The 12,843-nt window shown below is 41.8% G+C and carries 13 protein-coding genes; 10 read left to right on the top strand and 3 right to left on the bottom strand.

Annotated features, from left to right (window positions below):
- Positions 1-24: 24 nt before the first annotated feature.
- From H5058_RS00295 to H5058_RS00285, 3 genes are all read right to left on the bottom strand, one after another.
- Entirely contained in the window at positions 25-267 is a 243-nt protein-coding gene (locus H5058_RS00295; protein ID WP_011329164.1) for a hypothetical protein, read from the bottom strand.
- A gap of 200 nt (positions 268-467) precedes the next feature.
- Positions 468-923, bottom strand: coding sequence for a hypothetical protein (locus H5058_RS00290; protein WP_011329163.1), 456 nt, complete (start codon positions 921-923; stop codon positions 468-470).
- A 6-nt stretch (positions 924-929) separates the two neighbouring features.
- Positions 930-1,256, bottom strand: a complete 327-nt coding sequence (locus H5058_RS00285; protein WP_011329162.1) for a hypothetical protein — start codon at positions 1,254-1,256, stop codon at positions 930-932.
- A gap of 493 nt (positions 1,257-1,749) precedes the next feature.
- Between H5058_RS00285 and mraZ the strand changes: the two genes are divergently transcribed.
- From mraZ to murG, 10 genes are read left to right on the top strand one after another with little or no spacing between them, the layout of a single operon-like run.
- Positions 1,750-2,208: a division/cell wall cluster transcriptional repressor MraZ gene (gene mraZ / locus H5058_RS00280; protein WP_011329161.1), complete on the top strand. Its 459-nt coding sequence runs from the start codon at positions 1,750-1,752 to the stop codon at positions 2,206-2,208.
- A 28-nt stretch (positions 2,209-2,236) separates the two neighbouring features.
- Positions 2,237-3,175, top strand: a complete 939-nt coding sequence (gene rsmH / locus H5058_RS00275; protein WP_089368734.1) for a 16S rRNA (cytosine(1402)-N(4))-methyltransferase RsmH — start codon at positions 2,237-2,239, stop codon at positions 3,173-3,175.
- Positions 3,172-3,498 (top strand): cell division protein FtsL, encoded by a 327-nt coding sequence (gene ftsL / locus H5058_RS00270; protein ID WP_011329159.1) that lies wholly within the window; start codon positions 3,172-3,174, stop codon positions 3,496-3,498. The genes rsmH and ftsL overlap by 4 nt, the downstream gene beginning before the upstream one ends.
- Positions 3,495-5,312, top strand: coding sequence for a penicillin-binding transpeptidase domain-containing protein (locus H5058_RS00265; protein WP_182676487.1), 1,818 nt, complete (start codon positions 3,495-3,497; stop codon positions 5,310-5,312). Before ftsL ends, H5058_RS00265 begins: the two co-directional genes overlap by 4 nt.
- A complete protein-coding gene (murE, locus tag H5058_RS00260) occupies positions 5,305-6,783 on the top strand; it encodes a UDP-N-acetylmuramoyl-L-alanyl-D-glutamate--2,6-diaminopimelate ligase (RefSeq protein WP_182676484.1) in 1,479 nt (492 codons plus the stop codon). The genes H5058_RS00265 and murE overlap by 8 nt, the downstream gene beginning before the upstream one ends.
- Complete coding sequence (murF, locus tag H5058_RS00255) at positions 6,780-8,162, top strand: UDP-N-acetylmuramoyl-tripeptide--D-alanyl-D-alanine ligase (protein WP_182676482.1); 1,383 nt, start codon at positions 6,780-6,782, stop codon at positions 8,160-8,162. The genes murE and murF overlap by 4 nt, the downstream gene beginning before the upstream one ends.
- Positions 8,162-9,244 (top strand): phospho-N-acetylmuramoyl-pentapeptide-transferase, encoded by a 1,083-nt coding sequence (mraY, locus tag H5058_RS00250; RefSeq protein ID WP_182676480.1) that lies wholly within the window; start codon positions 8,162-8,164, stop codon positions 9,242-9,244. Before murF ends, mraY begins: the two co-directional genes overlap by 1 nt.
- Positions 9,245-10,585 carry a UDP-N-acetylmuramoyl-L-alanine--D-glutamate ligase gene (gene murD, locus H5058_RS00245; RefSeq protein WP_182676478.1) on the top strand — a complete coding sequence of 447 codons (1,341 nt, stop codon included), beginning with the start codon at positions 9,245-9,247 and terminating at the stop codon, positions 10,583-10,585.
- A complete protein-coding gene (gene ftsW, locus H5058_RS00240; RefSeq protein ID WP_182676476.1) occupies positions 10,582-11,757 on the top strand; it encodes a cell division protein FtsW in 1,176 nt (391 codons plus the stop codon). The genes murD and ftsW overlap by 4 nt, the downstream gene beginning before the upstream one ends.
- Positions 11,754-12,830, top strand: a complete 1,077-nt coding sequence (murG, locus tag H5058_RS00235) for an undecaprenyldiphospho-muramoylpentapeptide beta-N-acetylglucosaminyltransferase (protein ID WP_182676474.1) — start codon at positions 11,754-11,756, stop codon at positions 12,828-12,830. The genes ftsW and murG overlap by 4 nt, the downstream gene beginning before the upstream one ends.
- The last annotated feature ends 13 nt before the right edge of the window (positions 12,831-12,843 follow it).

Here is a 12,843-nt window from a genome sequence, read left to right as displayed (position 1 = left end):
ATTGCGCGGCACTGGTTTTATCCATTAAGCTAATAATCTTGCTAGCCAAGCATATTTTTTGATTAAACCAGATTTAGTACTACTAGCCTGCACAACAGCACCGGCTAAAAATGCGCTTGAAATACCAACTTTGGTAACCGCAAAGCGTTTTAATCTGTACTTAAACGCCATGTGATGTTGGCGTTTTAATTCACTTTGTAAATCCATTTGTTTACTAAGATTATTCACCGCTTTGTTTGGCGACTGAATTAAATAGTTAACCAGCATTGTTATCTCCTTGAAGGTTAAATAACCTGAACTTTGGATAATAAATCTATCTCAAACAGCTACTTTAAGCGCTAACTGCGTTGAATTTACTTGCAATAGGCCAGCTATTGACGCGTCAATTCGTCTTGTTTTCACTGAAAGTTTCTGGCTAGAAAAAATAAATTTAAACATAGCTATGATTCAATACGTTAGTAAATCTTTTAACCAGAATTCAGGTTAAATAACTGTTTTAAGCTACGTAATGTTTTACTAAAGCCAATTTTGTTACTTAAATAAATAGCACTTTTCCAAAGCCAAATTAAGCCTATAACTTGTAGTAAAGTTGCGGTTGCTATACTTAGCCATACAGAGGCAAATAACTCATAAACTCCAAAGCCAATTGCGCCCAATAAAACAATCCACAACAAAATCAAACCGCTGGCAAAACAACCCAAAAGTATAGTAATGAGTGCAAGTGATCTGAGCGACAAATGCCACTCAGCTTTTGCTAATTGTTTGGTAAGTTTGCCTTGCGTTTTGTAGTCATCCTTAATTTGCTCAGAATAGGCTAAAAGCTTAGCAATATGATCTTGCCAATCTTCCTTTTGGCTCGCGTCTTGGGCCGTTTGATTTTGAGCGTCACCATCCTTGGTCGCTGTTGTTTGTGGATTATTCATCATTGTTTACTTACGACGAAACAATGCAGTTACTAGCATACCTGCGGCAAATGCAATTCCAGCTGTTGCTAATGGGTTCTCTGCTGCAAGGGTGCGTGTTTTAGATGTATATTCACCTAGTTTTTCACGGGCAATGAGTTGCTTTTCACTCAGTGTTTCAGCAGAGCTAGTTGCCCCTTTTCTTACGCTGCTCTCTGCTACGGCTGCTTTACTAGAAAGTGCATCTACTGCGTCGTGTGCAGCCGATGTTGCTTTTTCTGTAAAGGGTGCTTCGTTAACTTCAGGTTTAGTCGCTGTAGTTGTTGATGTTTTAGTATTTGTTGCAGTAGCCATAATCAATCCTTAATAAAAATAAAGTTAAAAAAATTTATTGGTAAGTATATAGCTGCAATGATCAAACCAACTTTAAAATAACTTTAACTACATGATTTATATTAATATATGTGTTTTACGGTTGGCCAGCTTTAACTTGAGTCGTAACAATTGCCATATAATTGAGTAAATTTTACAAATGGCTAAATCATGCCTTAAAATTTGTAATTGTTCACTGGTTATTCAGTAAGCAAAAAGTGTAAACGAAAGGTTACTTAAAATGATAAGAAAAAATCTCACCACGAATTCCATTTTTTCCCACTTAATTCAATCGCTTTACGCTAAGCCTTATTTTTTCTAGCTTTGAGACGCGTTAAAGGAAGCCTGATTACTTGACAAAAAGCCTTGTCAAGCCCTAAACTGGAGCACTGTGGTAAAAAGTGGTTTATAGTGGATCAAAATGGATCGGGTTAATCAAAAGTGTTGATTAAAACAATTTTAAAGTAGGCTTTTTATGTTTCGTGGCGCAAGTTCGCTGAGTTTGGATGATAAAGGACGTTTTGCGGTACCCACTAAGTACCGAGACGATCTATTGTCTGAAGATCAGGGAACGGTTATTTGTACCGTCGCATTAAATGAGCCGTGTTTATGGTTATATCCATTGGCACAATGGCAAGAAATAGAAAGCCGCCTAGCAAAAATATCTAATATGAACCCACGAGCCCGTCGTATGCAGCGCATGTTGCTGGGTAATGCTACTGAATATCAACTTGATAAAAATGGCCGGATTTTGCTAGCGCCTTCGTTGCGCGCCCATGCAGATCTTGGCAAAAAAATCATGCTAGTTGGTTTAATGAATAAATTTGAAATATGGGATGAAGCGCGTTGGCATCAGCAAATGCGCCAAGATACAGAGCTTGAAAGGCTTGGTGATTTTGAACCACACCCAGATTTAGATAATTTCACACTCTAACGGCACAATAAAAGGCAAACAATAGCTAATGACAGCACAATTTGAACACGTATCCGTGCTTATGGACGAAACCATAGATGCACTTGCAATTAAGCCAGACGGTATATACATGGATGGCACTTTTGGACGTGGCGGTCATTCAGGTCAAATATTAGCGCGCCTTGGTAGTGAAGGTCGCCTACAGGCCATAGATCAAGATCCACAAGCAATTAAATCGGCTGAAAAATTTGCAGATGATCCACGCTTTGCAATTGCTCATACACGCTTTTCAAACCTATACGATGTGGCTGAGCAAAACGATCTGATTGGCAAAGTTGATGGCATTTTACTTGATATTGGCGTGTCGTCGCCACAGCTTGACGATGCACTGCGTGGCTTTAGCTTTATGAAAGATGGCCCGCTAGATATGCGCATGGATCCAACCACAGGGCGCAGTGCTGCACAGTGGCTGGCCGAAGCTGAACTTGACGATATTACCCATGTTATTAAAAAACTAGGTGAAGAAAAGTTTGGTAAGCGCATTGCGCACAAAGTGCTGGAAGTTCGCGAACATACGCCAATTACCACCACTAAGCAGCTTGCCGACTTGGTAGATGAAGCGGTACCGGTTAAAGATAAATTTAAACACCCAGCTACACGAACTTTTCAGGCTATTCGCATTTATATAAATAGTGAATTAGAAGAAATTCAAACAGCATTACAATCTGCGATTAAAGTTCTTAAGCCAGGTGGTCGCTTAGTTGTTATTTCGTTCCACTCTTTAGAGGATCGTATTGTAAAACAATTTATTAGAAAGCAAAGTCGTGGCGAGACGCTACCTCGAGGTTTACCTTTAACTGACGCACAAATAAATCAAAATTTGACATTAAAAGCTGTGGGTAAAGCCATTAAGCCAAGCGCTGCAGAAGTAGAGCGTAACCCACGTTCACGTAGCTCTGTACTTAGGATTGCGCAGAGGCTGGGATGAGTAAAAAAGCGAGCTATCGTCAACCTAATTTATTTTTTGAAATAATTAAAGGCCTAGGTGCTAATAAGCTTACCTCGGCCTTATTGGTTGTGATACTCGCTTCTAGTTTAACTTTGGTGCAAATAACGCACCTTGCGCGAGGGCAACTTATCGAGCAAGACTCGTTACTGCAACAACGCGACGAATTAGATTTAGAGTGGCGTTACTTATTAGTAGAAGAAGAGTTTTACTCTCAGCATGCACGCATTGAAGAAGTTGCTATATCGCAGTTAAAAATGAAACGGCCAACCAGCCAAGATGAGCAGGTGATAATACTACAATGAGAACTCGCGGCAAAAAACCGGTTAATAATTTAATCACATGGCGCTTTACTTTAGTTTGCGCAGTGGTGTTTTTAGTGTTTGTAACACTGGTAGCCCGTGCTGCTTATTTGCAAATATTAGAACCAGATAAAGCCCGCTCAGAAAGCGATAAGCGTACGGTGCGAGTTGAAAAACTGCATGTACAACGAGGCATGATATTTGACCGCAATGGTAAAGAATTAGCGGTAAGTGTACCTGTAGTGAGTGTGTATGCAGACCCCAAAGCACTGCACAAATCATTGGTATCTAAAGTACTAAGGCAAGCACGTAAAAATGGTGAAGATCACCAAGCATTAGCAGAAAATGCTGCTGAGCTAGATAAGCGTACTGCACTTTATTATAAAAACGATTTGCGCTGGCGTGAGCTTGCCGATGTTTTACGTTTAGAACCTAAAAAAATAAACTCACGCTTGCTAAACGATCCAACGCGCCGCTTTGTATATTTAAAGCGTCAAGTAACCCCCGCAGTGGCAAATTACATTGGTGATTTACGCCTACCAGGCATTCATTTACTCGACGAGTCAAAACGCTATTATCCCGCAGGCGAAGTAACTGCGCATATTATTGGCTTCACAAATATTGATGGTAAGGGTATTGAAGGCATAGAAAAGCTTTACGAAAATGCCCTTACAGGTGAAGAAGGCCGTCGTACAATTCGTAAAGACGCCCAAGGCCGTGAAGTTGCAGTACTTGACGAGCGAGAGCGTGTAGAGCCCGAAAGCATTCACTTAAGTATTGATCAGCGCATTCAAGGTATTGCTTACAAAGCGCTAAAATCGGCAGTGCTTACTTATAAAGCTACATCTGGCTCTGCCATGGTGGTAGATGTTAAAACCGGCGAAGTATTGGCTATGGTAAATAGCCCATCGTTTAATCCTAATAATTTAAATGACGCTGCCCCGCATAAGCGCCGTAACCGTGCTATTACAGATTTGTTTGAACCAGGTTCAACCGTTAAGCCTCTAGCCATTTTAGCTGGGCTAGACTACGGCGCAATTAAGGCCGATGACACCATTGACACCTACCCAGGTTGGATGCGATTAGGCGGCAGCTTAGTACAAGATACCCGTAACCACGGTGAGATGACGCTGCGCGAAATTTTAAAATATTCCTCAAATATGGGCGTTGCTAAAGTAACTCAGTTGGTACCCAAAGATTATTTAGTGGGATTATTTCAAAAGGTAGGATTTGGATCGGATTCTGGCACCGGTATGGTGGGTGAAAGCAGTGGGTTGTTTTATCCAAATCGCCGTTGGTCTGACTTCGAAATTGCTACATTATCATTTGGTTATGCTATTGCGGTAAGTACCGCGCAAATGGCACGTTTTTACACCATGTTAGGCGCAGGCGGAATTAATCGGCCATTAACCATTTTAAAGCAAGATGACATCCCTGAGGGGGAGCGTGTTTTTAAACAAAAAGACGTAGAAGCGGTTGTACACATGATGGAAAGTGTATTTGAAAAAGACGGTACAGCGCGCAGAATTAACGTAGATGGTTATCGAGCTGCTGGTAAAACAGGTACTTCTAAAAAAGCAGCTGTTGGTGGCTACGGTGACGAATATGTAGGCTACTTTGCCGGTATTGCACCTGCAAGTAATCCTAGATTAGCAGTGGTAGTGATGATTAACGAACCCGGCGGCGATGTGTACTATGGAGGTGCCACTGCTGGCCCTGCATTTGCAGAAATCGTCTCTAACGCATTAAGAATATTAAACGTAGCGCCCGATAAGGAAGAGGTAGCGTACGTAAAAGGTAAAGAGAACGATGCGTGATTTAAAAGCAATTTTAAAATATATAGAGATAGATGCCCCCTCGCAGCAGGTAGGGCACCTACGCCTTGATAGCCGGGAAGTAACGCCCGGTGATGTATTTGTGGCAATTAAAGGTCATCAATTAGATGGCGGACAATTTATTGCGAAGGCAATTGAAAATGGCGCGGTTGCAATTATTGCCGACAGATTATGCGAATTTGAAACTAGTTTTGAGCCACTTTACTTAGTGTCAGAGCTGACTAAAAAGCTCCCTGAGCTGGCGAGTCGCTTTTACCAGCAGCCAAGCCACATGCTTGATTTAATTGGTGTGACAGGTACAAACGGTAAATCGACCACCACGGCTATGATCGCTCATTTAGCGCAGTTTTGTAACAGCCAGTCGGCCATTATTGGCACCTTAGGCTATGGTCATCCAGATAATCTAACACCACTAATAAATACCACGCCATCGTCGGTTGATTTACAACGAATTTTAAATGATTTAAAGCAACAAAATACCAAGCTAGTGGCGATGGAAGTGTCATCCCACGGATTAGTACAGCAGCGGGTTGCACAGTGTCAATTTAAAGCGGCGGTATTTACTAATTTATCGCGCGATCACCTCGACTACCATGGTGACATGGCGCGTTATGGTGATGCTAAGCTAATGTTGTTTAAAGACTTTGAGCCTGAACTTGTGGTTCTTAATCAAGATGATGGACAAACAGATCAGTGGCTCGAAAAATACAGCTTTAACAGTTTAGTGTGTTACGGGCGAAAAAACTTACCACCTAAAAATGCACAGTTTGTGTACTTTTCAGACGTTACTTATTCAGCGCAAGGCATAGCAGCACAATTAACTACAAGCTGGGGCGATATTGCTATAAAGTCGCCGTTATTTGGCGAATTTAATTTATATAATTTAACTGCGGCACTTGCAACTTTATTGGGGCTAGGTTATCCGCTAGCACAATTAATTGCAGGCTGTGCGCAATTGCAACCGGTAGCCGGACGCATGCAAGCATTTAGCGCCAAAGGCAAGCCAACCTGTATTGTTGATTACGCTCACACACCCGAGGCGCTTGCGCTTGCGCTGCAAGCATTACAGCAGCATGTACCTGGTGGAGTAAGTTGTGTATTTGGTTGTGGTGGCGACCGCGATAAAGGCAAGCGGGCATTAATGGCACAAGCGGTAGAGCAAAATGCGGATAAGGTTATTATTACCAGTGATAATCCACGTTCAGAAAACCCTGACGCCATTATTGCCGATGTAGCACAAGGTTTAGCGCAACCAACAAAAGCTTATTTAGAGGCCGATAGAGCAACAGCTATTAGTTACGCTATAAACAATGCCAAAGCAGACGAGGTTATTCTTATTGCTGGTAAAGGCCATGAAGACTATCAAATAATAGGCGAACAGCGCATCGATTTTTGCGATCGCCGTTACGTACAACAACAACTAAAAAAAGCAGTAAGAGGGACTCAAGCATGATCCCGATGGATTTTGATTGGCTAGCTAACGTGCTGGCAACCGATTATCAAGGTGATAATCAACCAGTGCTAAATATAAATACAGATACTCGCAGCATTTGCAGTGGTGAAGTGTTTTTAGCACTAAAAGGGCCAAATTTTGATGGTCATAAATTTATTGCCCAAGCAAAACAAAATGGCGCGATTGGCGTTATTGTGCAGCACAAAGTTGATGTTGATATTCCACAGTTTATAGTTGCCGATACCCGTTTAGCATTGGGAATTATAGGCGGCGCAGTAATGGCGCAAGTAGCCCCTAAAACTATTGCCATTACTGGCAGCGTTGGCAAAACCACAGTAAAAGAAATGTGCGCTGCAATTTTATCTGTGCATGGCGATGTACTAGCTACTAAAGGTAATTTTAATAACGATATTGGCGTACCGCTAACCTTATTGCGCTTAGAGCCGCAACACCGTTTTGCCGTTATAGAGTTGGGTGCAAATCATTTAGGTGAAATTGCTTATACCACCGCTATGACCAAACCCGATGTTGCCGTGGTATGTAATGTAGCCGCCGCTCACTTAGAAGGTTTTGGCAGCTTAATGGGTGTGGCTAAAGCCAAAGGCGAAATTTTTGATGGGCTTAAAGATGATGGCGTTGCCATTGTTAATTGCGACAGTGAGTTTAGCCAATATTGGCTAGATAAACTCGATGGCCGTAAAGTAACGCGTTTTTCGAGCAGTGAAAAACTCGATATTTGGGCTGAAAATATTAGCCTAGATGAAAATGCTCGCGCTAGCTTTACCCTATGCACTAAAAACGCACAAATACCGGTTAAGCTTGCGCTACCAGGTAAGCATAATATTAGTAATGCACTTATTGCAGCAGCACTAACCAGTGAGTTTGATGTCACCCTTGAGGATATAGCCAATGCGCTGGCAACCATGCGGGATGTAAAAGGCCGCGTTAATTTAATTAATGTTTCAGACTTATTAACTGTGGTTGATGATACCTATAACGCCAATGTTAAATCGGTTAAAGCCGCCATTGATTTACTAAGTGACATGCAAGGGCATCGTATTTTAGCACTGGGCGACATGGGTGAACTTGGCGAAGAAGCACGTCAATATCATCAAGAAGTAGGCGAATATGCATTAGAGCAAGGCATCAATGAGCTGTTTACTTTAGGTGTATTAAGTCGCTATGCCAGTGATGTGTATGGCCTGCCAAATAGGCACTTTTCAAACCGTGAGCAAATGCTGCAACAAATTCAAACAAGTATTAAAAAAGTAGATAAAAAAACCACCATAGTCGTGAAGGGATCACGCAGTTCTCGCATGGAGCTTTTAGTAACCGATTTAGTTAATGGCCAGCAACAAGCCATCAATGGAGTATTTTAATGTTAGTTTGGCTGGCAGAGTATTTAACCCAATATTACACGGGCTTTAATGTTTTTTCGTACTTAACCCTACGTGCGATTTTAGGGATTTTAACCGCATTAATGATGTCGCTTTATTTAGGGCCTAAGTTAATTCGCGCTTTGCAACGTATGCAAATAGGGCAAACAGTGCGCGATGACGGTCCACAATCGCATTTATCAAAATCGGGAACACCTACTATGGGTGGCTTACTGATTTTAGCGGCTATTTTTACCAGTACCTTATTATGGGCCGATTTATCAAATAAATATGTTTGGGCAACGTTATTTGTTATTGGCTCGTTAGGAGTGGTTGGCTTTGTGGATGACTACCGAAAAGTTATTCGTAAAGACCCTAAAGGTTTAATTGCTAAGTGGAAGTATTTTTGGCAATCAGTTATAGCCTTAGTTGTTGCTTGTGCATTATTTTTTACCAGCACTCAAGCCAATGAAACTTCGTTAGTTGTACCATTTTTTAAAGATGTATTACCGCAACTAGGCTTGTTTTACATTGTTATTACCTACTTTGCGTTAGTAGGAACATCAAACGCGGTAAACCTTACCGATGGACTTGATGGCCTTGCCATAGTACCCACTATTTTAGTGGCAGCAGCACTGGCAATTATTGCTTACTTAACTGGTAATGTGAATTTTTCGAATTACTTACATATTCCATATTTACCGCTGGCCAGTGAGCTTGCTGTGGTATGTACCGCAATAGTAGGCGCAGGGCTGGGCTTTTTATGGTTTAACACTTACCCAGCGCAAGTATTTATGGGCGATGTAGGCTCATTAGCATTAGGCGGTGCATTGGGTATTATTGCCGTATTAGTTCGCCAAGAGTTACTGCTTATTATTATGGGGGGAGTATTTGTAATGGAAGCCTTGTCGGTTATTTTACAAGTAGGCTCGTATAAATTACGCGGGCAACGAATTTTTAGAATGGCGCCTATCCATCATCATTACGAATTAAAAGGTTGGCCAGAGCCGCGGGTTATTGTGCGCTTTTGGATTATTTCAATCGTGCTAGTGTTAGCTGGCCTTGCGACGTTAAAGATTCGATAAATGCGATACTTAAGTGAGATAAAAAACAAACAAATAACAGTGCTCGGACTCGGTGTAACCGGTCTGGGCATTGTGCGTTTTTTAGTGTCTCAGGGTTTAACACCAACCGTGGTTGATAGCCGAATAAACCCACCGGGAATTGATTGGTTAAAACAAAATACGCCAACCTTAACTACCCGTTTTGGTGATTTGGACAGTGCCGATCTTTGCGCCAGCGATATGATCATTATTAGCCCAGGCCTTAGCTTAACAATTCCAGCAATTGCTAAAGCTATAAACGCAGGCGTTGAAGTGATTGGTGATGTTGAGTTGTTTGCCCGCATTAATACTAAACCTGTGGTTGCTGTTACGGGATCTAATGGTAAATCCACAGTAGTCACACTGGCGCAGCAGGTATTACTTGCTGCTGGTTATAAAGCAGCATTAGGTGGCAACATTGGCACCGCAGTGCTTGATTTACTACAAAGTGATTTAAGTAACAACGACGTTGATGTGTACGTATTGGAGTTGTCTAGTTTTCAGCTAGATACCACAACAAGTTTACAGCCAATTAGCGCCACCGTGCTGAATGTTTCAGAGGATCACCTCGATCGTTACGCCAGTTATCAAGCTTATATAGATTCCAAGCTGAGTATTTATAATAACGCAGCTTTAGTGATAACCAATGCAGACGACGAAGCCACGCATAGTAAAGCAAAATCCCAATTAAGTTTTGGTGCTAACCAGGGCGATTACAGCCTAGGCGAATATCAGCAACAAACATATTTTATGCAGGCTAACAAAGCCTTTTTACCAGTAACTAGCTTGGCGATAGTCGGCAAGCACAATTATTTAAATGCTCTTGCGGTAATGGCGCTACTTAGCCCGTTTAATATTAGTAAAACACAATACAGTACAGCATTTAGCCAATTCAATGGCCTTGCACACCGCTGTCAGTTTGTTGCTGAACGTGCTGGAGTTAAATACTTTAATGACTCTAAAGCCACTAATGTGGGCGCTACTATTGCTGCAATAGATAGCCTTGCAACTAATGGCCAACAATTAATAGTTATTGCTGGTGGGGATGCAAAAGGAGCCGATTTAAACGCCCTTACACCTTACTTACAGCAGCATGTTAAAGCGCTAATTTGCTTTGGAAAAGATGCCAAAGATTTAATGGCATTAACCAATAAAAGCCATTTAACCAATAATATGAGCGAAGCGGTAACACTGGCTAAGCAATTAAGCGAGCCCGGTAATATTGTGTTACTTGCACCGGCTTGCGCCAGTATTGATATGTACAATAACTACATGCAACGCGGCGATGACTTTATACAATGTGTTATGGCGGAACAGCCATGATGGCCTTTGCCGATATTAAAGAAGCACTAACGCCCAAGCCTTCGGCGCAGCTCTACGATGTACCATTATTGTATTGCATGCTGATGTTAATGGGGGTGGGTTTTGTCATGGTTACCAGTGCATCTATACCTACAGCAGACAGATTATTTGGTAATATTTATCATTTTACTATTCGGCACGGTATATTTTTAGCTTTGTCGTTTTGTTTATTTTGGATCACCACTTCAGTGCCTATGAGCTGGTGGAAAAAAGCGAATCCGTACTTGTTGTTAGTGGGTTTAGGCTTATTACTTATAGTGCTTATTGTTGGCCGAGAAGTAAACGGTTCAACTCGTTGGATACCCATAGGGCCGTTTAACATTCAGGCATCTGAGCTGGCTAAGCTATTCTTTTTTAGTTATATATCAGGCTATTTGGTGCGTAAACGTAGCGAAGTCCAAGAAAACATAAAAGGTTTTATTAAGCCAATACTAGTATTTGCGGCTTATGCAGGATTAATTTTAATGCAGCCTGACTTAGGTACTGTGGTCGTTATGTTTGTAACTACCGTGGGTTTATTGTTTTTAGCTGGTGCCAAACTTTGGCAGTTTTTTGTATTAATTCTAACCGGTGTTGCCTTGGTTATCGGGCTAATAGTACTTGAACCATACCGTATGGCGCGGGTTATTGGCTTTTTAGAGCCGTGGGACGATCCATTTGGCAAAGGGTATCAGTTAGTGCAATCGTTAATGGCTTACAGTCAAGGTGATTGGTTTGGCCAAGGCCTAGGTAACAGCGTACAAAAGCTACAATACTTACCCGAGGCGCATACCGATTTTATTTTTGCGGTAATAGCCGAAGAGCTTGGTTTTGTTGGTGTATCGAGCATATTAATAGTATTAGGCACCTTAGTGTTTAGAGCCTTACTAATTGGCCAAAATGCGCTTAAAAATGGTAAAGAATACGAAGGCTATTTAGCGTTGGCAATAGGTATTTGGTTTGCTTTTCAAACCATGGTGAACGTAGGCGCAAGTGCGGGTATTTTACCTACTAAAGGGTTAACACTGCCGTTTATTTCTTACGGTGGGTCGAGTTTACTCATGATGACAATTGCTGCTGGTATTTTATTACGTGTTGATTTTGAAACTAAAATGGCGACCAAACAAGCCACGTCAGGTGGAGCTAAGCGATGAGTAAAAAGTGTGTTGTAGTTGCCGGTGGTACTGGCGGACATATATTTCCGGGTATTGCTGTGGCCGACTACTTAAAGCAGCAAGGCTGGCAAGTAAGTTGGATAGGCACTCCCGATAGAATGGAAGCAACGGTTGTTCCTAAGCATAATATTGATATCAATTTTATTAATGTAAAAGGCGTACGTGGTAACGGAATAAAGCGTCTTATTAAAGCCCCATTCATGGTGCTTAATGCAATATTACAAGCGCGTAAAGTATTGAAAAGCGAAAAGCCCGATGTGGTACTCGCTATGGGCGGTTATGTAACTGGCCCAACAGGTATTGCAGCTAAAAGTTTAGGTATTCCGCTGGTGATACATGAGCAAAATGCCATTGCCGGTATGAGCAATAAGTGGCTTGCTAAGTTTGCTAATCGGGTATTGGCGGCTTTTCCAAGTGCATTTGCTACAGGGCAAGCCGAGTTGGTTGGTAATCCAGTGCGAGAAAGCGTGGCAAATGTTACTGTGCGAGAAGTATCAAGCCCAATTAATATTTTAGTGGTAGGCGGCTCATTAGGGGCGCAAGTACTTAATACAACTTTGCCTGCTGCGTTTGCAGAGCTGGGTAATACCAATGCTATAAGTGTTTGGCACCAAACGGGTAAAGGGCACTTCGGCAGTGTTGAAGCTGCTTATAAGTCGCATAAATTTAGCACTGAAAATACAAAAGTAGCTGAATTTATAGATGATATAGACACAGCTTACGGCTGGGCTGATATTGTTATTTGCCGCTCGGGCGCGCTCACTGTGAGTGAAATTGCCGCTGCTGGTAAAATGGCAGTGTTTGTACCTTTTCCGCATGCGGTGGACGACCATCAAACAGCTAACGCACAGTATTTAGTTGTGGCAAATGGTGCATTACTAATGCCACAAGGGCAGTTTAATCAACAATCAATTGTTGCGCTTTTAAGCCCATATTTAGCTAAACCTTCATTAATTAAAGAAATGGCGGCAAATGCAAAACAGCAAGCCATTTTAGATGCCACAGCAAGCGTAGCTATGCACTGTGAGCAAGTAACCAATAAGAGAGCATAAGTGAAACAAACGT

It is taken from the genome of Pseudoalteromonas sp. SR45-4, assembly GCF_014163535.1.
GTDB classification, from domain to species: domain Bacteria; phylum Pseudomonadota; class Gammaproteobacteria; order Enterobacterales; family Alteromonadaceae; genus Pseudoalteromonas; species Pseudoalteromonas nigrifaciens.
Note: the sequence above shows the minus strand (reverse complement) of the source record. Positions and strands in the feature narration are given on the sequence as shown.